21 protein-coding genes, 2 tRNA genes and 2 pseudogenes are annotated in these 21,260 nt (G+C 72.6%); 13 read left to right on the top strand and 12 right to left on the bottom strand.

Annotated elements, in window-relative coordinates:
* Nucleotides 1–26: 26 nt before the first annotated feature.
* From JF597_RS10335 to JF597_RS10345, 3 genes are read right to left on the bottom strand one after another with little or no spacing between them, the layout of a single operon-like run.
* The gene (locus JF597_RS10335; RefSeq protein WP_293992095.1) at nt 27–1,229 is read right to left on the bottom strand and encodes a thiolase family protein; all 1,203 of its coding nucleotides are present in this window, start codon (nt 1,227–1,229) and stop codon (nt 27–29) included.
* Nucleotides 1,226–1,870, bottom strand: coding sequence for a CoA transferase subunit B (locus JF597_RS10340; protein ID WP_293992097.1), 645 nt, complete (start codon nt 1,868–1,870; stop codon nt 1,226–1,228). The genes JF597_RS10335 and JF597_RS10340 overlap by 4 nt, the downstream gene beginning before the upstream one ends.
* The gene (locus tag JF597_RS10345) at nt 1,870–2,625 is read right to left on the bottom strand and encodes a CoA transferase subunit A (RefSeq protein WP_293992099.1); all 756 of its coding nucleotides are present in this window, start codon (nt 2,623–2,625) and stop codon (nt 1,870–1,872) included. The genes JF597_RS10340 and JF597_RS10345 overlap by 1 nt, the downstream gene beginning before the upstream one ends.
* Before the next feature lie 184 nt (nt 2,626–2,809).
* Between JF597_RS10345 and JF597_RS10350 the strand changes: the two genes are divergently transcribed.
* On the top strand, nt 2,810–3,274 hold the full coding sequence (locus tag JF597_RS10350) for a MarR family transcriptional regulator (protein WP_293992101.1): 465 nt from the start codon (nt 2,810–2,812) through the stop codon (nt 3,272–3,274).
* On the opposite strand, the gene JF597_RS10355 is transcribed toward JF597_RS10350, so the two are convergent.
* Together JF597_RS10355 and JF597_RS10360 are read right to left on the bottom strand one after the other, a co-directional pair.
* The gene (locus JF597_RS10355) at nt 3,271–4,263 is read right to left on the bottom strand and encodes a DUF3048 domain-containing protein (protein ID WP_293992244.1); all 993 of its coding nucleotides are present in this window, start codon (nt 4,261–4,263) and stop codon (nt 3,271–3,273) included. The two genes, JF597_RS10350 and JF597_RS10355, sit on opposite strands and share 4 nt — an antisense overlap.
* Before the next feature lie 105 nt (nt 4,264–4,368).
* A complete protein-coding gene (locus tag JF597_RS10360) occupies nt 4,369–5,433 on the bottom strand; it encodes an ATP-dependent DNA ligase (protein WP_293992103.1) in 1,065 nt (354 codons plus the stop codon).
* Between the two features lie 118 nt (nt 5,434–5,551).
* On the opposite strand from JF597_RS10360, the gene ligD reads away from it, so the two are divergent.
* Both ligD and JF597_RS10370 read left to right on the top strand, forming a co-directional pair.
* Complete coding sequence (gene ligD, locus JF597_RS10365) at nt 5,552–6,571, top strand: non-homologous end-joining DNA ligase (RefSeq protein WP_293992105.1); 1,020 nt, start codon at nt 5,552–5,554, stop codon at nt 6,569–6,571.
* Nucleotides 6,572–6,659: 88 nt separating this feature from the next.
* A complete protein-coding gene (locus JF597_RS10370; protein ID WP_293992107.1) occupies nt 6,660–7,688 on the top strand; it encodes a LacI family DNA-binding transcriptional regulator in 1,029 nt (342 codons plus the stop codon).
* Between the two features lie 18 nt (nt 7,689–7,706).
* On the opposite strand, the gene JF597_RS10375 is transcribed toward JF597_RS10370, so the two are convergent.
* A complete protein-coding gene (locus JF597_RS10375) occupies nt 7,707–8,498 on the bottom strand; it encodes a VOC family protein (protein ID WP_293992246.1) in 792 nt (263 codons plus the stop codon).
* A gap of 259 nt (nt 8,499–8,757) precedes the next feature.
* On the opposite strand from JF597_RS10375, the gene JF597_RS10380 reads away from it, so the two are divergent.
* The 4 genes and pseudogenes from JF597_RS10380 to JF597_RS10395 all read left to right on the top strand — a co-directional run.
* A complete protein-coding gene (locus tag JF597_RS10380) occupies nt 8,758–9,012 on the top strand; it encodes a WhiB family transcriptional regulator (protein WP_174856072.1) in 255 nt (84 codons plus the stop codon).
* 62 nt (nt 9,013–9,074) lie between these two features.
* Nucleotides 9,075–9,146 (top strand) — tRNA-Ala (locus JF597_RS10385).
* An 11-nt stretch (nt 9,147–9,157) separates the two neighbouring features.
* Nucleotides 9,158–9,229: transfer RNA gene (locus JF597_RS10390), tRNA-Glu, on the top strand.
* Between the two features lie 27 nt (nt 9,230–9,256).
* Nucleotides 9,257–10,183, top strand: a pseudogene (locus tag JF597_RS10395) (SDR family NAD(P)-dependent oxidoreductase); the annotation flags it as partial.
* On the opposite strand, the gene JF597_RS10400 reads toward JF597_RS10395, so the two are convergent.
* The 5 genes from JF597_RS10400 to JF597_RS10420 form a co-directional block, all read right to left on the bottom strand.
* Nucleotides 10,075–10,365 (bottom strand): hypothetical protein, encoded by a 291-nt coding sequence (locus JF597_RS10400; protein WP_293992262.1) that lies wholly within the window; start codon nt 10,363–10,365, stop codon nt 10,075–10,077. The pseudogene JF597_RS10395 and the gene JF597_RS10400 overlap by 109 nt on opposite strands.
* 67 nt (nt 10,366–10,432) lie before the next feature.
* The gene (locus JF597_RS10405; RefSeq protein ID WP_293992109.1) at nt 10,433–11,407 is read right to left on the bottom strand and encodes an acyl-ACP desaturase; all 975 of its coding nucleotides are present in this window, start codon (nt 11,405–11,407) and stop codon (nt 10,433–10,435) included.
* 227 nt (nt 11,408–11,634) lie between these two features.
* Nucleotides 11,635–12,411: a dimethylargininase gene (gene ddaH / locus JF597_RS10410; RefSeq protein WP_293992111.1), complete on the bottom strand. Its 777-nt coding sequence runs from the start codon at nt 12,409–12,411 to the stop codon at nt 11,635–11,637.
* Between the two features lie 98 nt (nt 12,412–12,509).
* A complete protein-coding gene (locus JF597_RS10415) occupies nt 12,510–14,147 on the bottom strand; it encodes an ABC-F family ATP-binding cassette domain-containing protein (RefSeq protein WP_293992250.1) in 1,638 nt (545 codons plus the stop codon).
* A 455-nt stretch (nt 14,148–14,602) separates the two neighbouring features.
* On the bottom strand, nt 14,603–15,019 hold the full coding sequence (locus tag JF597_RS10420; RefSeq protein WP_293992113.1) for an SsgA family sporulation/cell division regulator: 417 nt from the start codon (nt 15,017–15,019) through the stop codon (nt 14,603–14,605).
* A 220-nt stretch (nt 15,020–15,239) separates the two neighbouring features.
* Between JF597_RS10420 and JF597_RS10425 the strand changes: the two genes are divergently transcribed.
* The 4 genes and pseudogenes from JF597_RS10425 (at nt 15,240) to JF597_RS10440 (ending at nt 17,689) form a co-directional block, all read left to right on the top strand.
* On the top strand, nt 15,240–16,325 hold the full coding sequence (locus tag JF597_RS10425; protein WP_293992116.1) for an oxidoreductase: 1,086 nt from the start codon (nt 15,240–15,242) through the stop codon (nt 16,323–16,325).
* Nucleotides 16,326–16,367: 42 nt separating this feature from the next.
* Nucleotides 16,368–16,706: a plasmid stabilization protein gene (locus tag JF597_RS10430; RefSeq protein ID WP_293992119.1), complete on the top strand. Its 339-nt coding sequence runs from the start codon at nt 16,368–16,370 to the stop codon at nt 16,704–16,706.
* A gap of 83 nt (nt 16,707–16,789) precedes the next feature.
* Nucleotides 16,790–17,482: pseudogene (locus JF597_RS10435) on the top strand (endonuclease V).
* A 60-nt stretch (nt 17,483–17,542) separates the two neighbouring features.
* Entirely contained in the window at nt 17,543–17,689 is a 147-nt protein-coding gene (locus JF597_RS10440) for a hypothetical protein (protein WP_293992120.1), read from the top strand.
* 4 nt (nt 17,690–17,693) lie between these two features.
* Here JF597_RS10440 and JF597_RS10445 read toward each other — a convergent pair whose 3' ends face one another.
* On the bottom strand, nt 17,694–18,872 hold the full coding sequence (locus JF597_RS10445; protein ID WP_293992122.1) for a saccharopine dehydrogenase NADP-binding domain-containing protein: 1,179 nt from the start codon (nt 18,870–18,872) through the stop codon (nt 17,694–17,696).
* Nucleotides 18,873–19,062: 190 nt separating this feature from the next.
* On the opposite strand from JF597_RS10445, the gene JF597_RS10450 reads away from it, so the two are divergent.
* Both JF597_RS10450 and JF597_RS10455 read left to right on the top strand, forming a co-directional pair.
* A complete protein-coding gene (locus JF597_RS10450) occupies nt 19,063–20,214 on the top strand; it encodes a CaiB/BaiF CoA-transferase family protein (RefSeq protein WP_293992124.1) in 1,152 nt (383 codons plus the stop codon).
* Nucleotides 20,214–21,227, top strand: a complete 1,014-nt coding sequence (locus JF597_RS10455; RefSeq protein WP_293992127.1) for an LLM class F420-dependent oxidoreductase — start codon at nt 20,214–20,216, stop codon at nt 21,225–21,227. Before JF597_RS10450 ends, JF597_RS10455 begins: the two co-directional genes overlap by 1 nt.
* The last annotated feature ends 33 nt before the right edge of the window (nt 21,228–21,260 follow it).

Below are 21,260 nucleotides of genomic sequence, written 5' to 3' on the forward strand. Positions count from 1 at the left end.
CGCACCAGCAGGTGCGCACGGCTCGTCTACCGCTCAAGAACAAGCGCGAGCCCTTGGCCAACGCCGATGCAAAGGCCGGCAACACCGGTACCGCTGCCACGCCGCGCCAGCTGGTGCGCCACGGTCCCCGCGAGCCGCGCCCCCGAGGCACCGAGCGGATGCCCCAACGCGATCGCCCCACCCTGCGGATTGAGGATCGCCGGATCGAACTCGGGCCACTCGGCGACGCATCCGAGAACCTGGGCGGCGAAGGCCTCGTTCAGCTCCAGGACCGACAGGTCGCCAAAGCCTCTGCCCGCCTTGGCGAGTGCCCGGTTCACCGCTTCCACGGGCGCGAGCCCGAAGTAGTCGGGGTCCAGCGCGTGGACCCCGGTCGCGGAGACCCGGGCCAGCGGCTCCCGCCCGAGCGACCGCAGCCCCTCCTCATCGGTGAGCAGCAGCGCCGCCGCACCGTCGTTGAGCGGCGACGCGTTCCCCGCGGTCACCGTCCCGCCCTCCGTACGGAAGGACGGCTTGAGCTTGGCCATCGCGGCGAGGGAGGCGTCCGGACGCACACATTCGTCCGCACCGAACACCACCGGCTCGCCCTTGCGCTGCGGAATGGACACCGGGGCCAACTCGGCCTCGAACAGGCCGCGTTCCCGTGCGGCGGCGGCCTTCTGGTGCGAGGCGAGGGCGAACTCGTCCTGCTGCTCGCGGCTGATCTTGTGTTTGTCGGCGATGCGTTCGGCCGACTCGCCCAGCGGGATGGTCCACTGCGGGTCCATCTGCGGGTTGACCATGCGCCAGCCCAGCGTGGTCGAGTACAGCTCGGCGTGCCCGGCGGGGAACGGCCGGTCGTTCTTGGGCAGCACGTACGGCGCCCGGGTCATCGACTCGACACCGCCCGCCACGGCGATGGAGGCGTCCCCGACGGCGATGGCACGCGCGGCCTGGATGACCGCCTCCAGCCCCGAGCCGCACAGCCGGTTGACCGTGACGCCCGGCACGGACGTCGGCAGGCCCGCCAGCAGCGCGGCCATCCGGCCGACGTTGCGGTTCTCCTCGCCTGCGCCGTTGGCGTTGCCGAAGTAGACGTCCTCGATCCGGGCCGGGTCCAGGTCGGGGGTGCGGGCGAGGAGTTCGCGGACGGCGTGGGCGGCCAGGTCGTCCGGGCGTACGCCGGCCAGACCGCCGTTGTAGCGGCCGATCGGCGTGCGGACGGCGTCGACGATGTACACCGTGTTCACAGCAGATCCTCCGGGACGGTGAGCTTGGCGTCGGTCTTGGCGATGATCTCCTCGACGCCGACCCCGGGAGCGGCCTCGACGAGGACGAGTCCGTCACCGGTGACGTCCAGGACGCCCAGGTCGGTGATGATCCGGTCCACGCACGCCTTGCCGGTCAGCGGCAGCGCGCACTCCGTGAGGATCTTCGCCGAGCCGTCCTTCGCGGTGTGCGTCATCACCACGATCACCCGGCGGGCGCCGTGGACGAGGTCCATCGCCCCGCCGATCCCGGTGACGAGCTTGCCGGGGATCGCCCAGTTGGCCAGGTCCCCGCCCGCGGAGACCTGCATCGCGCCCAGCACGGCGACGTCGATGTGGCCGCCGCGGATCATGGAGAAGGACAGCGCCGAATCGAAGAAGGAGGCGCCCGGCAGGACGGTCACGGTCTCCTTCCCGGCGTTGATCAGGTCCGGGTCGACGGCGTCCTCGCTCGGGTAGGGGCCGGTGCCCAGAATGCCGTTCTCCGACTCCAGGACCACCTCCACCCCCTCGGGCAGGTAGTTCGGGATCAGCGTCGGCAGCCCGATCCCGAGATTCACGTACTGCCCGTCTTCCAGTTCACGGGCCGCCCGGGCGGCCATCTCCTGGCGCGTCCAGGCCATCAGCTGCTCACCGTCCGCTGCTCGATCTTCTTGTCCGCCGCCTGCTCGGGAGTGAGCGCCACCACCCGCTGCACGAAGATCCCCGGCAGGTGCACCGCGTCCGGATCGATCTCCCCGGGCTCCACCAGCTCCTCCACCTCTGCGATCGCGACCTTCCCGGCCATCGCCGCGAGCGGGTTGAAGTTCCGGGTGGACTTGTTGAAGACCAGGTTCCCGTGCCGGTCGCCCTTCGCCGCCCGCACGAGCGCGAAGTCGGTGCGGATGCCCCGCTCCAGCACGTACTCGGTGCCGTCGAACTCCCGCACCTCCTTCGCGGGCGACGCCAGTGCCACCCCGCCGGAGCCGTCGTAGCGCCAGGGCAGTCCGCCGTCCGCCACCTGCGTGCCCACCCCCGCGGGGGTGTAGAACGCGGGGATCCCGGCACCGCCCGCCCGCAGCCGCTCGGCCAGGGTGCCCTGCGGGATCAGCTCCAGCTCCAGCTCACCCGCCAGATACTGGCGCGCGAACTCCTTGTTCCCCCCGATGTAGGAACCGGTCACCCGGGTGATCCGTCCGGCGGCGAGCAGGACGGCGAGTCCCGTGTCCATCGCCCCGCAGTTGTTCGAGACCACCGCGAGGCCACCCACCCCCCGCCGGTACAACGCCTCGATCAGTGCGCTCGGGACACCGCTCAGCCCGAACCCGCCCACCGCCAGCGACGCGCCCTCCGGCACGTCGGCCACCGCCTCCGCGGCCGTGGCGACCACCTTGTCCATCCGTGCAGCCTCATCTCTCAGCGAATTAATCAGGGCACTGAGTATTTCAGCGAGATATCTGCCACGCTGCCACTGGCGTCGGCACCAGTCAAGACCATGGCCGCTGGCGGTCAGGTGTACAGACAGGACGGAAGACCGCGGGTATCGTTCAGTGCACCAACGAATTCGGACCCTGGGAGCGCATATGGCCGCGGTGGACCTCACCACCCACCCCGGGCACCTGGCCCGGCGGCTTCAGCAGGCCCACTACCTGCTGTGGAACACGATGGTCTCGGAAGAGATCACCTCGCCGCAGTTCGCGGTACTGAACGCGCTCGTCGCCGAGCCGGGACTGGACCAACGGACCGTGGGGGAGCGGGTGGGCCTGGACCGGTCGACCGTCGCCGAGGTCATCAGCCGGCTGGGCCGGCGCGGGCTCCTCGACAAGGTGCGCGACCCGCAGGACGGCCGCCGCTTCCTGCTGCGCCTCACCGACGACGGCCTGCGCACCCACCGCAAGCTCAGCGTGCGCACCGCGCGGATGAACCAGGTCTTCCTGGCCCCGCTCTCGGCCGAGGAGCAGAGGCAGTTCTTCGATCTGATCCGCCGGGTCTCGGACGCGGCGGAGGACCTGCGCAATCCCGCGGAGCCCCTCGCCTCCAGGACCTAGGCCTTCACGAACACCACCCATACCGGGCCGTCGGCGAAGTCCACCGGAGCGCCGTCGGCACCCGTGAACGCCGTGCCGTCGGTGGCCGCCGGACGTGACCACGTGGTCCGGAACGTTCGCCCGTCCCGCAGCACGTCGGCCCGTCCCGACCCGACCGTGTGCGTGTACGGCGTGTAGTTGCCGAGCACGTCGTGAAATCCGGACCTGGTCACCTTGACGTACTGCACCACGACCGTCGGGGCCGTGAGTCGCGTCCCGGCCGTCGTCCGGGCCGGTGTGCCGTCCATCGAGACCAGCCAGCGGTTGTGGTCGCCGGACCAGGTGAAGGTGAAGCGGGCCGCCGGGTACCGCACGGTGCGGGCGGCGGTGGCCATGCCGCCGGCCGGGGCCGGACCGTAGCGGAAACCGGTGGTGAGCGCCGCCCTGCCGGGCGCGCCGTCCGGCAGCACAGCGGCCGGACGCAGGTACAGGTTGTGCGGGGCCGGTCTGCCGCTGCCCCGGTAGTAGGCGCGGGACGTCTCCGCCGGCGACTCCGGCCGCAGGGGTGCCCGGCCGATCAGGGGGAGCAGTTTCCTCTGGGCGCCGGAGAAGGCGAGCGTCGGCCGGTCGAACTGACGCAGCAGTTCCAGGTCGGACTCACGGACGCTGCGGACCGGGCCGATGACCGCGGGGAGCCCGGTGGCGTACACCGCCATCAGCCGGCTGAGTCCGCCCTCCACCTGTTCGGCGTACACCACGTCCGCCGAGTCCAGTCCGGTCTGCGGGCGGGCCGCGGCCACGTTGTCGATCTTCACGGCCAGGACGGATCCGGTGGCCCGCTGCCCGCTCGGCGCGGGGGTCCCCTCGCCCGGCGTCGGGGTGGCCTGTGGTGGGCGGCCGTCGTCCGCCGTGCCGTGCCGGGTGCAGCCCGCGGTCAGGGAAGCCGTCGTCGCGACCGCCGCCAGTGCTGCCGTCAGTACGGTCCGGCGTGTCGGCGCCTCGTGTCGCATGTCCACCGCGGCCCCCCGTTCGTCCCACCCCGTTCACGCTGTTGCTTGATTGTGTACTCAACAGGTCATCGGGTGCCATACCCGGTCGAACCAGATCGGGGACGGTCAGGACCCGAGGATCTCCGTGAGGTCGTAGCGCACCGGCTCCTCCAGCTGGGCGTAGGTGCAGCTCTCCGGCGTGCGGTCCGGGCGCCAGCGGCGGAACCGGGCCGTGTGCCGGAAACGGGCCCCGTTCTCCATGTGGTCGTACGCCACCTCGGCCACCCGCTCCGGCCGCACCGGTACCCAGGACAGGTCCTTCTTGCCCGACCAGCGGCTCGGCGCACCGGGCAGCCGGGCCGACTCGTGCGCGGCCTCCTCCGCCCAGGCCGCCCACGGGTGACCGGAGACGTCGTCCATGCGCAGCGGCTCCAGCTCCTCGACCAGCTCGGCCCGCCGCTTCATCGGGAACGCGGCCGACACGCCCACGTGCTGGAGGGCACCCCGGTCGTCGTACAGGCCCAGCAGCAGCGAGCCCACCACCGGGCCGCTCTTGTGGAAGCGGTAACCGGCGACCACGACGTCGGCCGTCCGCTCGTGCTTGACCTTGTACATGGCACGCTCGTCCTGCCGGTAGCGCAGGGTGAGCGGCTTGGCGATGACCCCGTCGAGGCCGGCCCCCTCGTACTGCTCGAACCACTGCCGGGCCACCTCGACATCGGTCGTGGCCGGCGCCAGATGCACGGGCGGGGTGACCCCGTCCAGTGCCCTCGTGAGCAGGGCGCGGCGGTCGGTCAGCGGGACGTCGAGGAGGGACTCGTCGTCCAGCGCCAGCAGGTCGAAGGCGACGAAGGAGGCGGGCGTCCGCTCCGCCAGCGTGCGCACCCTGGAGGCCGCCGGATGGATCCGCTCGGTCAGCGCGTCGAAGTCCAGCCGGCCCTCCCGCGCGATCACGATCTCCCCGTCCAGCACGCACCGCTCGGGCACCCGCTCCTTCAGCGCCACCACCAGCTCGGGGAAGTACCGGGTCAGCGGCTTCCCGGTACGACTGCCCAGCTCCACCTCGGCGCCGTCCCGGAACACGATCGCGCGGAAGCCGTCCCACTTCGCCTCGTACTGCATGTCCGGCGGGATCGTCGCCACCGACTTGGCGAGCATCGGCTTCACGGGCGGCATCACCGGCAGATCCATGCCATGACTCTACGAGCGCTCCCCGGCGTCCGCTCGTCACGCGGCACGCTCCGCTACGGGCCCGGCGACCGTGTCGAGCCGATATGCGAGGCGGGGGTGGTGCGCCTACCGTGGCCGCATGGGCGATGCGGTGCAACTGGAGGTGGCCGGCCGGACCGTACGGCTGTCCAGCCCGGACAAGGTGTTCTACCCGGAGCGCGGTTTCACCAAGCTCGACGTCGCTCGCTACTACGCGGCCGTCGCCCCCGGCATCCTGCGCGCCCTGCGCGACCGCCCCACGACCCTCCAGCGCTACCCGGACGGTGTCGAGGGCGAGTGGTTCTACCAGAAGCGCGCCCCCAAGGGCATGCCCGACTGGATCCCCACCGCCCACATCACCTTCCCCAGCGGCCGCACCGCCGACGAGATGTGCCCCACGGAGGAGGCGGCCGTGGTGTGGGCCGCGCAGTACGGCACGCTCACCTTCCACCCCTGGCCGGTGCGGCGCGGGGACGTCGACCATCCCGACGAGCTCCGGATCGACCTCGACCCGCAGCCCGGCACCGACTTCGCCGACGCGGTCCGCGCCGCCCACGAACTGCGGGCCGTCCTCGACGAGTTCGGCGGACTGCGGGGCTGGCCCAAGACCTCCGGCGGCCGCGGGCTGCACGTCTTCGTGCCCGTCGAACCCCGCTGGACCTTCACCCAGGTCCGGCGCGCGGCGATCGCCGTGGGCCGCGAGCTGGAACGCCGGATGCCGGACCGGGTGACCACCAGGTGGTGGAAGGAGGAGCGCGGCGAGCGCATCTTCATCGACTACAACCAGACGGCCCGCGACCGCACCATCGCCTCCGCCTACTCCCTGCGGCCCCTCCCGAACGCCCCCGTCTCCGCACCGCTGCGCTGGGAGGAGCTCGACCACGTGCAGCCGGCGGACTTCGACCTGGCCACGATGCCGGCCCGGTTCGCCGAAGCCGGCGACGTGCACGCCGACATGGACGACCACGCCTACTCCCTCGACGCCCTCCTCGAACTCGCCCGCCGCGACGAGGACGAGCACGGTCTCGGCGACCTGCCCTATCCGCCGGAGTACCCGAAGATGCCGGGCGAGCCCAAGCGCGTCCAGCCGAGCCGGGCCCGGCCCGAACAGTCCTCCTGACGGCGGCACTCGGTCACGCCCTCGCCGGGGGCCGGCCGCCGGCGCCCGGGACTATGCTGATCGCCAGCCGCCGAGGAGGAGGGCCGAGGTGTCCGAGGCAGTGTCGCGCCCCACGCTGGAGGCCGTGGCCGCGCGGGCCGGAGTGTCCCGGGCCACCGTGTCCCGGGTCGTCAACGGCGGGGACGGCGTGCGCGAGCCCCTCGTCCAACGGGTGCGGCGGGCGGTCGAGGAACTCGGCTACGTCCCCAACCAGGCCGCCCGCAGCCTTGTCACCAAACGGCACGACGCCGTCGCCGTCGTCATCGCCGAACCGGAGACCCGGGTCTTCACCGACCCCTTCTTCGCCCTCCAACTGCGCGGCATCAGCAAGGAACTGACCGCCCACGACAACCAGCTCGTCCTGCTGCTCACCGAGGGCCGGGACGACCACGCCCGGGTGGCCCGCTACCTCGCCGGCGGCCATGTCGACGGCGCGCTGGTCTTCTCCCTCCACCTCGACGACCCGCTGCCCGGTCTGATCGAGGGCGCCGGCGTCCCCACCGTGTTCGGCGGCCGGCCCGGCTGGAGCGACGGCACGAACAGCGCCGTGTACGTCGACTGCGACAACCGGGGCGGCGCCGAGGACGCGGTACGCCACCTCGTCGGCCTCGGCCGGAGCCGGATCGCGCACATCACCGGACCGCTGGACCAGACCTCGGCGGCCGACCGCCTCCAGGGATACCGGGACGCCATGGGGGAGGCCGTTCCTCGACTGGTCGCGGCCGGCGACTTCACTCCCTCCGGCGGCGAGCGGGCCATGAGCGAACTCCTCGACCGCTGCCCGGACGTGGACGCCGTGTTCGCCGCCAACGACCTCACCGCCCTCGGCGCCCTGCGCGTCCTGCGCGACCGCGGCCGCCGGGTGCCCGAGGACGTCGCCGTGATCGGCTTCGACGACGTGCTGCCCGTCGCCGAACAGACCGAGCCGCCTCTTACGACGGTCCGTCAGGACATCGAGGAGATGGGCCGGTTGATGGCCCGCCTGCTGCTGTCCGCACTGACCCGCGACGAGTCGGCGACCGGTGCGCCGTCCAGCGTCGTCCTGCCCACGACGCTGATACGGCGCGCGACCGCGTGACGCGTCCCGGCTCCCGCCTCAGGTCCCCTGCGGTTCGCCCTTGATCACCGCGAAGCGGGCGCCGTACGGGTCCGCCAGCTTGGCCATCCGGCCCACCCCCTCCAGCGTGGTCGCCGGCATCCGCACCCTGCCGCCCGTCTGCTGGGCCTTCTCCACCACCGCGTCCGGGTCCTCGACCTCGAAGTACGGCAGCCAGTACGCGCCCGCCTGCGCCTCGGCCGGGTCGTCGGCCAGCGGCACCATCCCGCCGAACATCGACGCGTCGTCGCCGCCCGCCGGGTTGATACAGGTGTAGGTGCCGCCCGGGAAGGGCACGCCGGAGGTCTCCAGGCCGAGCACCTTGTGGTAGTAGGCCGCGGCGGCCGCGATGTCCGGGGTGTACAGCTCGACCCAGCACAGCGAGCCCGGATCGCCCGCCACGTCGACGCCCTTGGTGAGCGCCGGCTGCCAGATGCCGAAGGGGACGCCCGCCTGGTCGGTGAGGATCGCCAGGTGGCCCCGGCCCAGCACGTCCATCGGCTGGGCGAGGACGCTGCCGTGCGCCTGCTCGGCCGCCTTCGCGGTGGCCTGCGCGTCCTCGCTCTGGAAGTACACCGTCCAGGACGGCGGCCCCTGCTCCGGCGTGGTCTGCATGCCGCCGGCAACGGTCCTGCCGTCCAGCTGGAAGAAGCCGTAACCACCGGCGTCGGGACCCGCCGACCGGAACTGCCAGCCGAAGAGACCGTTGTAGAAGGAGACTGCGCCGTCGATCTCGGGCGTGCCGAGGTCGATCCAGTTGGGAGCGCCGTTGACGAAACGGGTGGTGAGCATCATCGCCCTCCTCGGAAGGGTCCTGTCCTCTGCTGCGCCGAGTCTTCCACCGCCCACTGACAATCGCTGCCCGACCACGCCCACCGCGACCCGGTTACCGTGGGTCACCCGACGCGGTCGCCGAGTTCCGGATCCGTTCCGCGCGCCGCCGTGCGCGGGCGTGCCGCGCAGGAGCATGATCGAGGCTGAAGTGCTCTGCCGCCGGGACGTTGAGCGGGCGTTGATCGAACGTTTTTCGCCGCCCGGCACGATCCTGGCCATGCACTTCGACACCATCACCCCGCCCCGCACGCCCGTCCCGGCCTGGCAGGCGCAGGCGTTGTGCGCGCAGACCGGGGCGGACTTCTTCTTTCCCGAGCCCGGCAGCTCGGTACGCGAGGCCAAGCGCATCTGCGGCATGTGCGAGATGCGCTCGGCCTGCCTGGAGTACGCGCTCGACAACGACGAACGCTTCGGCGTCTGGGGCGGCCTGTCCGAGAAGGAACGCCTGGAACTGCGCCGCGCGTCCCGCTGAACCCCCACCGGGGAAATGCGATGGGCCGCACGCCCGGGCCCGGCTACCATCCGGGGACGCGGCCGGACGTAGCGCAGAGGCAGGCGCACCGTCTTGGCAAGATGGACACACCGGTTCGAATTCGGTCGTCCGGGCCGTGTGACGAGGTCCTGTGGAGCAGAGGCAGACTCGCCACCCTCTCAAGGTGGATACGCCGGTTCGAATCCGGCCGGGACCGCGATACGGCGGACACGGGCGGGGACGGATGAGCGAGGCGATCACCGAGGCCGAACTGGCGGCTTTCCACCAGGTCGTGGGGAAGCTGCGGGCGCTGCCCGTCGACGACCCGGTGCGGCTGCGCGCCGAGCAGGTCGCCGCCTCCTTCGCCCGCGACGGCCGGCTGCGCCGCCGGCGGACGCGCAGCACCGAGACGCCCACGGCGGACGCCGCCGTGATGGCCGCGACCGCGACCGGCGCCCTGGGCCGCCGCGAGGACGCGCCGCTCGCCGTGCCCGGCGCCGGTGGCGTCTTCCACAAGCCGCGTACCTGCTACGTCTGCAAGTCGCCCTATCGACAGGTCGACACCTTCTACCACGGGCTCTGTCCCGACTGCGCCGCCGACAACACGGCGCGCCGCGCCCTGAGCACCGACCTCAGCGGCCGCCGGGTGCTGCTCACCGGCGGCAGGGTGAAGATCGGCTTCCAGCTGGCGCTGATGATGCTGCGCGACGGCGCCGAACTCCTCGTCACCTCGCGCTTCCCGTACGACACCCGGCGGCGCTTCGAGGCCGCGCCGGGCAGCGCCGAGTGGCTGGACCGGCTCACCGTCCTCGCCGTCGACCTGCGCGACCCGCGCCAGGTCCTCGGCCTGTGCGAGGAACTGCGGGGGGAGGGCGAGCCGCTGGACATCCTCGTCAACGACGCGGCCCAGACCGTGCGCAGACCGCCCGAGTCGTACGCCCTGCTGGCCGCAGGCGAGTCCGAAGCGCTGCCCCCGGGCGCCCGGCGGGCCCCCGGCTTCCTCCCCGTGCGCGGGCCGGCGGGCTCGGCCGCGGCCCTGCCCGTCGCACTGCGCGAGGCCGACTAGGCCGGACTGCTGCCCGACCCGTCGCCCGAGAACTCCTGGTCGGCCCGGCTCGGCGCCCTCGACCCCGCCGAGGTCCTGGAGACCCAGCTCGTCAACGCCCTGGCCCACAGCACCACCGAGGACGGCAGCGCCGGCAGCCCCCAGGAGGCCCGGCGCCTGGCCTCCCGCGGGTCCTCCGGCGCCGGCCGGGGCAGCCCGACACGCGTGCGTACCCGGTCGGCCTCCGCGGCGTCGATCAGGTCCAGCAGGAAGCCGACCGCCCGGCCGGAGGTGGTGTCAGCACGCATGCGCGCATGATGCCGCAGGCCACCGACAGGGCGCACCGGAAAATCCGGGCGCCCGCCGCTCCTGACGTCACGCGCCGGCGCGGGCCGCCATCCGGGCCTTGCGTGCCGCCAGCTTCTCGTCGAACTTCGACGCCTCGGCGTCCAGCCCGCCCATGAACAGGCCGAGTTCCTCCTGCGCCTTGAGGCCCTCCGGGCCCAGGCCGTCGATCTCCAGGACCTTCAGGTGACGCAGCACCGGCTGGAGCACGTCGTCGTGGTGGATCCGCAGGTTGTAGACCTCGCCGATCGCCATCTGCGCGGCGGCCCGCTCGAAGCCGGGGATGCCGTGACCGGGCATGCGGAAGTCGACCACGACGTCCCGCACCGCCTGCATGGTCAGGTCGGGGGCCAGCTCGAACGCGGCCTTGAGGAGGTTGCGGTAGAAGACCATGTGCAGGTTCTCGTCGGTCGCGATGCGGGACAGCATGCGGTCGCAGACCGGGTCGCCGGACTGGTGGCCGGTGTTGCGGTGCGAGATGCGGGTCGCGAGCTCCTGGAAGGCGACGTAGGCGACCGAGTGCAGCATCGAGTGCCGGTTGTCCGACTCGAAGCCCTCGCTCATGTGCGACATCCGGAACTGCTCCAGCTTGTCCGGGTCCACCGCGCGCGAGGCGAGCAGGTAGTCGCGCATCACGATGCCGTGCCGGCCCTCCTCGGCGGTCCAGCGGTGCACCCAGGTGCCCCAGGCGCCGTCCCGGCCGAACAGCGAGGCGATCTCGTGGTGGTAGCTGGGCAGGTTGTCCTCGGTGAGGAGGTTCACCACCAGGGCGGTCCGGCCGATCTCGGTGACCTTGGACTGCTCCTTGCCCCAGGCCTGGCCGTCCTCGAAGAAGCCGGGGAAGTTACGGGCGTCGCTCCACGGCACGTACTCGTGCGGCATCCAGTCCTTGGCGACCTTCAGATGCCGGTTCAGTTCTTTCTCGACCACTTCCTCCAGGGCGTACAGCAGGCGCGCGTCGGTCCACACGGACGGGCTGCCGAGATGGGGAGAAGTGATCGTCACGAGAACTCCAGGGGGACGCCGAACAAGAGCGGATGAACGGGAGAAGACCGGCGAGCGGGGCCGGGAACCTACGTGATCGTAGGCTACGAATCCGTAGGTTACGAAGCCGTAGGTTAAGTGCGCTGTAAAGACTGCTGATCAGGCCCGGTGCACAAGGTGAATCGGGACATGCCAAGCAGCCCCGGGACCCGCAGGTCCCGAGGCCGAAGCGGTGAACCGATGCCCTGTCAGGCGTACAGCTCCCGCAGCCGCACCGAGAGGCACGTCACACATCCCTCGAGTTTCTCGAACTCGGAGATGTCGACCGGGACCACCTCGTGGCCGAGATCGGCCAGCAACTCCGCGGTCTTGGGCGCACTTGCCGACATCAGCAGCTTGCCGCCGCCGAGCAGCACCACATGCGCACCCGCCTCCTCGGGCACCGCCAGGAAGCCCGGGAACAGCGACGGCCGGTCCACGTTCGGGATGTGCCCCAGGATCGTTCCGTCGGGCAGCGCGGTCACCGCCGACTTCAGGTGCAGCACCTTACTCACGGGCACGGCGACCACCCGCGCGCCCAGCGGCTCGAACGCGGCCCGCAACTGCTGCACCCCGGCCGCGTTGGTCCGCCCGCCACGGCCGACGTAGACGGTGTCGCCGACCTTGAGGACGTCGCCGCCGTCCAGGGTGCCCGGCTCCCAGATCCAGTTCACCGAACAGCCGAGCCGGGCCACCGCCTCCTCGACGCCGGCCGTCTCCTCGCGCCGGGACTCGGCGCCCGGCCGGGTGATCAGCGCGACGTTCTTGTACATGACGACCGTGTCCTCGACGAACACCGAGTCCGGGCAGTCGTCCTCCGGTTCCACCTCGACGGTCTCCCAGCCGTGCGCGCGCAGCGTCTCGGCGTACGCCTCCCACTGCTCGTGGGCGAGCTCGACGTCGACCTTCTCCCGCTCGATGTGCGTCACCAGGCCTTCGGCGAGGCGCGGGCTGGGGCGGCGGATGAGGGCCTTCTTGCTGGGCACGACGGGTCTCCGGGGTCGGTGATCGGGTCCGGCGCCCATGGTGGGGGCGCCGGACCGCCATCATGCAGGGCGGATCGGTGTAGACAAAACCCCTGTTGTCAGGCTGTGCCCTCACCGAGACGCGCCACCTCGTCCGGAGTTGTGCCGGTCAGCTCCCCGTCCGCCATCAGCAGCCACCTCGTGATCCCGATCGACTCCAGGAACGGCAGGTCGTGACTGGCCACGATCAGGGCGCCCGCGTACGACTCCAGGGCCGTGGTGAGCTGCCGGACGCTCGCCATGTCGAGGTTGTTCGTCGGCTCGTCCAGCATCAGCAGCTGGGGCGCGGGCTCCGCCAGCAGCAGCGCGGCCAGCGCCGCCCGGAAGCGCTCGCCGCCGGAGAGCGTCCCTGCCTTCTGGTCGGCGCGGGCGCCCCGGAACAGGAAGCGGGCCAGCCGCGCCCGGATCCGGTTGTTGCCGGCGTCCGGTGCGAACCGGGCCACGTTCTCGGTGACGGTCCGCTCGTCGTCGAGAACGTCCAGCCGCTGCGGCAGGAAACGCATCGGCACGTGCGCGCGTGCCTCGCCCGCCACCGGCGCCAGCTCCCCGGCGACCGTCCGCAGCAGTGTCGTCTTGCCGGCTCCGTTGCGTCCGATCAGCGCGATCCGCTCGGGCCCGCGCAGGTCGAGGATCCCCTTCACCCGCGCGCCGTGCGCGAGTTCCAGGTTCTCCAGCGTCAGCACGTTCCGGCCCGGCGGCACGGTCGTGTACGGCAGTTCGACGCGGATCTCGTCGTCGTCCCGTACCGCCTCCACCGCCTCGTCCAGCCGCTCCTTCGCCTCGGCGAGCCGTTCCTCGTGCATGATGCGGTGCTTGCCCGCGGCCTCCTGCGCCGCCCGTTTGCGTGCCCCCATGACGATCTTCGGCTCGCGTTTCTGCTCGTACATCTTCTGCCCGTACCGCTTGCGGCGGGCCAGTTTGACCTGGGCGTCGGACAGTTCGCGCTTCTGCTTGCGGACGTCGGCCTCGGCGACCCGCACCATGCGCTCGGCCGCCTCCTGCTCGACGGCAAGGGCCTCCTCGTAGGCCGAGAAGTTGCCGCCGTACCAGGTGACCTCACCGGCGCGCAGGTCGGCGATCTGGTCGACCAGGTCGAGGAGTTCGCGGTCGTGGCTGACCACGATCAGCACGCCCGGCCAGGAGGCGACGGCCCCGTACAGCCGCTTGCGGGCGTACAGGTCGAGGTTGTTGGTGGGCTCGTCCAGCAGCAGCACGTCCGGCCGCCGCAGGAGCAGCGCGGCCAGCCGCAGCAGCACCGACTCGCCACCGGACACCTCGCCGACGGTCCGGTCCAGGCCGATGTGCCCCAGCCCGAGTTCGCCGAGGGTGACCAGGGCGCGCTCCTCGATGTCCCAGTCGTCGCCGAGCGCCTCGAAGTGCCGCTCGGACACGTCACCCGCCTCGATGGCGTGCAGTGCGGCCCGCCGGGAGGCGATGCCGAGCACCTCCTCGACGCGCAGCGCGGTGTCGAGCGTGACGTTCTGCGGGAGGTGGCCGACCTCACCGGCCACCTTCACGGAGCCGTCGGCCGGGGTGAGATCGCCGGCGACGAGCTTCAACAAGGTCGACTTCCCCGATCCGTTGACCCCGACCAGGCCGGTGCGGCCGGGGCCGAAGGAGATGTCCAGGCCGTCGAAGACGGGGGAGCCGTCGGGCCAGGTGAAGGACAGGGAGGTGACGGTGACGGATGCAGAGATGGGCGCCTCGCGGTTGCTTGCGGTGTCGGGGACGGACGCGTGTCGAGACACCGCGAGGCAGAGGCCGAGAGGCCGGGAAGAGGTCCCGCGCCGGGAGGACGGCTCACACGCCGAGGTCGAACGCCACAGACACACCTCACGGGTGTGACGCGGTGTCTCAGGACCTCAGACGAGCAACGTCCTTCTCCAATCGACGGCAACAGAACCGTCGTACACGCTAGGAGGGGGCACAGGGGGTGTCAACGCAATTAACCGCCGGCGGCCGGGCCGCGGTCCGGGCGGACTCCGGACCGGCGCCTGTCGAGGAGGTCGGCGGGCCGCTCGACGAGCCGGTGGCCCCGGGGACGCCGTCCGCCGCGCCGCGCGGGAGCTGCCGGACACGGCAGACGTCCGGGGCGCTCGCGGGCGGGCCCGGCCACGGCGAACCCGACGCCCCGCCGGTGCGGGGCGCAGGCTCAGCAGGCGTCCCGCATCAGCTCGGCCAGGCCGTGGTCGAGGTCCAGCTGGAGGTGTTCGAGTCCGGTGGGGACCAGGTCGCCGGTCGCCTCCAGGAAGCGGCGTATCTCGCCGGTGCGCACATGGATGACGGCGGTGCCCTCGGGGGCGTGGAACTCCAGCACGGTCCGGTCGTAGCCGTACGGCCGCACCCGGACGTCCCCGTTGCCCTCCGGCGCGTGGAGTCCGGCCGCCAGCAGCTCGCGGGAGAACGTCCAGCAGACGTCGACCCCCTCCAGGGTGGCCGGGGCCGGGAAGGTCATGCGCACGGCGAAGGGGTCCTCGCGGTCGTAGCGCAGGGTGGCGGGAATGCTCGGCATGCGCGGTGACGCGGCGACCAGTCGAGCCTCTACGGGCTGCTCGATGACGATGGACAACGCCTTGCTCCCTCGTGACGGCTGTACGAATTTCCGGGCGTGTGAGACCTGGCACTGGAAGAGACGAAGGAAGCGGCCGATCCGTGCACAGGAAGGGCGAGTGACCTCTGTCACCGGCCCTATTCACACCTGGGACTTACCTGTCGCCAGGTCCGCGTGGCCCTCTGGACGGCGCCGCGGCGGTCGGCTAGCTTCGCGCGCCATGAGGCGCTTGGGGAGCATGCGACGCACAGGACGAGCCCGACGTACCGGCCGAGCGGTCGCGGTGGGGGTGGCGTGCACGGCGGCGCTGGCCGCGCTGACCGCCGGTTCCGCACGGGCCGCGACACCGGCACCGCACTGGGCGCTCAAGGCCACCGGCACCCCGGACGTGCGGTTCCGCGGCCTGGCCGCCGTCGACCGCCACACCGCCTGGCTGGCCGGCACCGGCGGCACCGTGCTGCGCACCACGGACGGCGGGACGAGCTGGCGCAACGTCTCACCGCCGGGAGCGGGCGACCTCCAGTTCCGGGACGTCGAGGCGTTCGACGCGCGCCGCGCGGTGGTGCTGGCCATCGGCGAGGGCGAGGCGTCCCGGGTCTACCGCACCGACGACGGCGGCCGGACCTGGACGGAGTCCTTCCGCAACACCGACCCCGCCGCCTTCTACGACTGCATGGCCTTCTTCGACCGCCGCCACGGCCTCGCCATGAGCGACCCGGTCGACGGGAAGTTCCGCATCCTGTCGACGAGCGACGGCGGCCGTTCCTGGCGCGTGCTGCCGGACGACGGCATGCCGGCCGCGCTGGCGGGCGAGGCGGGCTTCGCGGCGAGCGGCCAGTGCCTGGTCACCTCCGGGCCGAGGGACGCCTGGCTGGCCACCGGCGGCGGCGCGCACGCGCGCGTGCTGCACTCCGCCGACCGCGGCCTGACCTGGACCGCCGCCGACACCACGATCCCGGCGGGCGACCCGGCCAAGGGCGTCTTCGCCGTCGCCTTCCGCGATCGCGGCCACGGCCTCGCGGTGGGCGGCGACTACCGCGCCGACCAGGCCTCGCCGCAGGCGGCCGCGGTCACTCCGGACGGCGGCCGCAGCTGGCGGGCCGCCGCCACCCCGCCGCCCGCCTACCGCTCCGGCGTCGCGTGGCTCCCGCACAGCCGCACCTCGGCCCTCGCCGTCGGCCCCACCGGCACCGACCTGACCACCGACGGCGGCCGCACCTGGCGCACCGTCGACACCGGCTCGTACGACACCGTGGCCTGCACACCGGACCTGAGCTGCTGGGCGGCCGGCGAGCAGGGGCGGGTGGCACGCCTGGAGGACTGAACCGGGGGTACCCGTTCCCTGCCCACAGGGAAAGGAGCGGTCATGCCACGCGGATCCAGCCCCAAGCGGGAACGTCAGTACGAACACATCAAGGAGAGCGCTCTCGACCGGGGCGAGAGCCGGGACCGGGCCGAGGAGATCGCCGCCCGGACCGTCAACAAGGAGCGCGCCCGGTCCGGCGAGTCCAAGACGGCCAGCCGCAGTTCCACGCAGGACATGTCGTCCGGCAAGCGCGGCGGTCAGCGGTCGGGCAACCGGCAGGGCTCCCAGGGCCCGACCCGGGACCAGCTGTACAACGAGGCCAGGCAGCGCGGCATCGAAGGCCGTTCGAACATGAACAAGGCCCAGTTGCAACGCGCCATCGACGCCAAGAAGAGCTGACGGCACGCGCGCGTGCGGTGAGTCGGCCGGGGGCTGCCCCGTCACCGCACGCGCGCGTGGCACGCCGTACGCTCGTGCCCACCATGACGACGACCGTAGGCGTACCCGCGGGCTGGCCCGCGACCGAGGAACAGGCCCTGGCCGTACAGGACGAACTGCGCGGGCGGGTGGTCCTCGACGAGCCGGGCCCGGCGCCCGGCTCCGGGTACGTCACCGGCGTCGACGTGGCCTACGACGACGGGCGCGACCTGGTCGCCGCCGCGGCCGTCGTCCTGGACGCGGCGACCCTGGAGGTGGTCGCGGAGGCGACCGCCGTCGGCCGGGTGTCCTTCCCGTAGGTGCCCGGACTGCTCGCCTTCCGTGAGATCCCGACCGTCCGGTCCGCCCTCGAAGCCCTGCCCTGCCCGCCGGGCCTGGTCGTCTGCGACGGCTACGGCCTCGCCCACCCGCGCCGCTTCGGCCTCGCCAGCCACCTGGGCGTCCTCACCGGCCTGCCCACCATCGGCGTCGCCAAGAACCCGTTCACCTTCGCGCACGACGACCCCGAGGCCCCGCGCGGCAGCCACGCGCCGTTGCTCGCCGGTGCCGAGGAGGTCGGCCGCGCCCTGCGCACCCGGGACGCCGTCAAGCCGGTGTTCGTCTCCGTCGGCCACAGAGTGAGCCTCGACAACGCCTGCGCCCACACGCTCGCGCTCACCCCGAGGTACCGCCTGCCGGAGACCACCCGCCGCGCGGACGCGCTGTGCCGCAGCGCGCTGCGTGAAGCTCAGGCCTGAGTAGCGATTCTGAGTACGAGTACGGATGCCGCCGTTACAGTCCGGCGGCAGGCTGGCCGCATGACCACACACCGTGCCCCCCAGTCCGTCGCCGCCTCCGCCCAGCCCGTCGAGCGCACGGTGACGGCCGCCCTGGTCCTCGCCGTGGTGGTGGGGTTCGGGTGGATGGCCGGGATGGTCTACACCGTGATCCAGTGGCAGTCCTAGGGGTTCAGCGGATCGCCGCCACCCGGAAGCCGATCCCGGCCGCCCGCAGCCGTTCGGTGAGCGCGTCGCCCACCGCCTGCGCGGTGGTGACCTGGCCGGCCGTCGGCGGCAGCTCGTCGAAGGCGAGGCAGAGGGCGGCCTCGGCGAACATCTTCGCCGTCTCGCCGTAGCCGGGATCCCCTCCCGAGACCTCCGTGAACACCCGCCGTCCGCCGCCCTCGCCGACGAACCGGACCGTGAACCAGCTGCGCGCCCGCTTCTCGGCGTCCGGCCCGTCCCCGGGCCTGAGCCGGTCCGACAGCCAGCGCCGGGCGGGCGGCAGCTGGGCGACCGCGGCGACCGCGCCGACGGCCGCCACCCCGCCGAGCGCCATCGGCAGGTGCCTGACGGCCGCGTAGTGCCGGTAGCGGAAGTCGGGGCCGTAGCGCTCCAGGGCCCTGGCCGAGCGGCGCACGATCTGGGCGTCGATGGTGGGCAGCGGCAGCGCCCAGGCGCCGACCTCGGGCGCGAACCGCGGGGCACCCGTCGGCGCGCTCGTCCGGCGGTGCATCAGCCGGGGCTCGTGCCGGGCGCGGTCCCGTGCGGCGGCGAGCAGCTGCCGGGGGCGCGCGAACTGGTCCAGGGCGGAGGCGAAGGTGCCGCCGGAGAAGGACGCGTCCGCGGTCACGAACCCGTCCACGGTCAGCGGCACGCCCTCCGGCAGCTGCCGGACAGTGAAGTACACGCCCAGGTCGTGCGGGACCGAGTCGAAACCGCACGCGTGCACCAGGCGGGCGCCCGTCTCACGCGCGCGTGCGTCGTGCCGGACGTAGGTCAGGTCCACGAACTCCGGCTCGCCGCACAGGTCCAGGTAGTCGGCGCCGGTGTCCGCGCAGGCCGCGACCAGGTCCTCGCCGTAACGGCCGTAGGGACCGACTGTCGTGGCCACCACGCGCGCGTGCTCGGCGAGTGCGCGGATCGTGGCGGGCTCCGTGACGTCGGCGCGCAGCACCCCGACCGCCGCGCCGCCCGGCAGCCGCTCGCGCAAGGCCTGCAGCCTGCGCTCGTCCCGGGCCGCGAGCGCCCAGCGCAGGCCCTCGGGCGCGTGCGCGGCGAGGTACTCGGCGGTGAGCTCGCCCACGAAGCCGGTGGCTCCGAAGAGCACGAGGTCGTAGGGACGGTCCTTCGTCTTCAGCCTGCTCATGACACCTCTCGGTCGCACAGCCCGTGCCGTTGTCGGTGGCTGAGGCTAGCGTGAGGAGTGCGGACGCACCCCCACGGGGTATCTTGACTAAGCGCTTGCTCGCCACTTGCCCGCTGGCCCTTGTGTCCAGTGGAACGTGTTCTTAGCATCATCGGTGTTACATCAGTTGTGTCACATGGCTGGGGGCGGCATGACCATGGCAGGGACGCCAGGACAGGGCCCGCTCTCCGGCGTGCGCGTGGTGGAGCTGGCCGGCATCGGACCCGGCCCGTTCGCCGCCATGCTCCTCGCCGACCTGGGCGCCGACGTGGTCCGCGTCGACCGGCCAGGCGGCCCCGGACTCGCGATCGACCCGGCGTACGACGTCACCAACCGCAACAAGCGCTCGGTGCTCGTCGACCTGAAGTCCCCGAGCGGCCCCGCCCGCGTCCTCGACCTGGCCGCACGCGCCGACATCCTCGTCGAGGGCTACCGCCCCGGCGTCGCCGAGCGGCTCGGTGTCGGCCCCGCGGACTGCCACGCCCGCAACCCCCGGCTGGTCTACGGCCGGATGACCGGCTGGGGCCAGGAGGGGCCCCTCGCGCACCGCGCGGGCCACGACATCGCCTACATCGCCCTCACCGGCACCCTCGGCATGATCGGCCGCCCCGACGAACCCCCGGCCGTCCCCGCCAACCTGCTCGGCGACTACGCGGGCGGCTCCCTCTACCTCGTCGTCGGCGTCCTGGCCGCCCTGCACCACGCGCGTGCGACCGGCACCGGCCAGGTCGTGGACGCCGCCATCGTGGACGGCACCGCGCACCTGACCGCGATGATCCACGGCATGGTGGCCGCCGGCGGCTGGCAGGACCGGCGCGGCGCCAACCTGCTGGACGGCGGCTGCCCGTACTACGGCACCTACGAGACCGCCGACGGCGGACACATGGCGGTCGGCGCCCTGGAGCCCCAGTTCTACGCCGAGTTCCTCCGGCTGCTCGGGGGCCTCGACGACCTGGCCGACGCCCGCAAGGACTGGACCCGCTGGGGCGAGCTGCGCGAGCGCGTCGCCGCCCGCTTCAAGTCCCGCACCCGCGACGAGTGGACGGCGGTCTTCGAGGGCTCCGACGCCTGTGTGGCCCCCGTCCTCTCCCTCCGCGAGGCCGCGCACCACCCCCATCTGGCCGCCCGCTCCACCTTCACCGGCCATGGCGGCATCACCCAGCCGGCCCCCGCCCCGCGCTTCTCCGCGACCCCCACGACCGTGCGCACCGCTCCCGCCCGGCCCGGCGCCGACACCGCCGCGGTGGCCGGCGACTGGGACGTGCCGGCACTCCTCGACGACCACGACAAGGACGGCACCTGATGGAGCTCTCGACCTTCCTCGACTACGCGGGCGACCCGCGCGCGGCGGCGGACCGGGCGGCCGCGCTGGAGTCGGCGGGCCTCGACGCGGTCTGGGTCGCGGAGGCCTACGGCTTCGACTCGCCCACGATCATGGGCTACCTGGCCGCCCGCACCGAACGGATGAAGATCGGCTCCGCGATCCTCAACGTCTACTCCCGCACCCCCGCCCTCATCGCCCAGACGGCCGCAGGGCTGGACGCGATCTCCGGCGGCCGCGCGATCATCGGACTCGGCGCCTCCGGCCCGCAGGTGGTGGAGGGCTGGCACGGCAAGGCCTACGACAAGCCGCTCGGCCGTACCCGCGAGGCCGTCGAACTGACCCGGCGGATCCTGCGCCGCGAGACCATCGACCACCACGGCATCACGGACATGCCCCGCCCCGGCGGCCTCGGCAAGCCGCTGAAGATCCTCACCAAGCCGGTCCGCCCCGACGTCCCGCTCTACGTGGCCTCCCTCGGGCCCGCCAACGTCCGGATGACCGCCGAGATCGCCGACGGCTGGCTGCCGACCCTGTTCATCCCCGAGAAGGCCCACCAGGTCTGGGGCACGCCCCTGGCGGAGGGCGCCGCCCGCCGGGACCCGGCCCTCGGGCCGCTCCAGGTCGTCGCCGGAGGCCTGCTCGCCATCGGCGAGGACGCGGCCGCCGTACGCGACCAGGTCCGCCCCCGGATCGCCCTGTACGTCGGCGGCATGGGCGCACCTGGCAAGAACTTCTACAACGACCTCGCCGTCGCCTACGGCTACGAGAAGGAGGCCCGGCTCATCCAGGAGCTGTACCTCGACGGCCGGCACCGGGACGCCGCGGCGGCCGTACCGGACGAGTTCTGCGAGCTCATATCCCTGTGCGGCCCGGAGGGATACGTCCGCGACCGCATCGCCGCCTACCGCGAGGCCGGCGTGACCATGCTGGACATCACCCCCGTCGGCCCGGACCCGGCCCGCCTGGTCGAGACCGTCAAGAACTGGCTCTGAGCCCCCGCTGACCTCCACCGCGCACCAACCCTC

The sequence above is a fragment of the Streptomyces sp. genome (assembly GCF_019510245.1).
Classification (GTDB): domain Bacteria; phylum Actinomycetota; class Actinomycetes; order Streptomycetales; family Streptomycetaceae; genus Streptomyces.

Excerpts from the sequence above, each read along its gene's own strand:
- JF597_RS10340 (WP_293992097.1), bottom strand. The coding sequence starts at position 1,870 with ATGGCCTGGACGCGCCAGGAGATGGCCGCCCGGGCGGCCCGTGAACTG.
- JF597_RS10345 (WP_293992099.1), bottom strand. The coding sequence starts at position 2,625 with ATGGACAAGGTGGTCGCCACGGCCGCGGAGGCGGTGGCCGACGTGCCG.
- JF597_RS10350 (WP_293992101.1), top strand. The coding sequence starts at position 2,810 with ATGGCCGCGGTGGACCTCACCACCCACCCCGGGCACCTGGCCCGGCGG.
- JF597_RS10355 (WP_293992244.1), bottom strand. The coding sequence starts at position 4,263 with ATGCGACACGAGGCGCCGACACGCCGGACCGTACTGACGGCAGCACTG.
- JF597_RS10360 (WP_293992103.1), bottom strand. The coding sequence starts at position 5,433 with ATGGATCTGCCGGTGATGCCGCCCGTGAAGCCGATGCTCGCCAAGTCG.
- ligD (WP_293992105.1), top strand. The coding sequence starts at position 5,552 with ATGGGCGATGCGGTGCAACTGGAGGTGGCCGGCCGGACCGTACGGCTG.
- JF597_RS10375 (WP_293992246.1), bottom strand. The coding sequence starts at position 8,498 with ATGCTCACCACCCGTTTCGTCAACGGCGCTCCCAACTGGATCGACCTC.
- JF597_RS10380 (WP_174856072.1), top strand. The coding sequence starts at position 8,758 with ATGCACTTCGACACCATCACCCCGCCCCGCACGCCCGTCCCGGCCTGG.
- JF597_RS10400 (WP_293992262.1), bottom strand. The coding sequence starts at position 10,365 with ATGCGTGCTGACACCACCTCCGGCCGGGCGGTCGGCTTCCTGCTGGAC.
- JF597_RS10425 (WP_293992116.1), top strand. The coding sequence starts at position 15,240 with ATGCGACGCACAGGACGAGCCCGACGTACCGGCCGAGCGGTCGCGGTG.
- JF597_RS10430 (WP_293992119.1), top strand. The coding sequence starts at position 16,368 with ATGCCACGCGGATCCAGCCCCAAGCGGGAACGTCAGTACGAACACATC.
- JF597_RS10440 (WP_293992120.1), top strand. The coding sequence starts at position 17,543 with ATGACCACACACCGTGCCCCCCAGTCCGTCGCCGCCTCCGCCCAGCCC.
- JF597_RS10445 (WP_293992122.1), bottom strand. The coding sequence starts at position 18,872 with ATGAGCAGGCTGAAGACGAAGGACCGTCCCTACGACCTCGTGCTCTTC.
- JF597_RS10450 (WP_293992124.1), top strand. The coding sequence starts at position 19,063 with ATGACCATGGCAGGGACGCCAGGACAGGGCCCGCTCTCCGGCGTGCGC.
- JF597_RS10455 (WP_293992127.1), top strand. The coding sequence starts at position 20,214 with ATGGAGCTCTCGACCTTCCTCGACTACGCGGGCGACCCGCGCGCGGCG.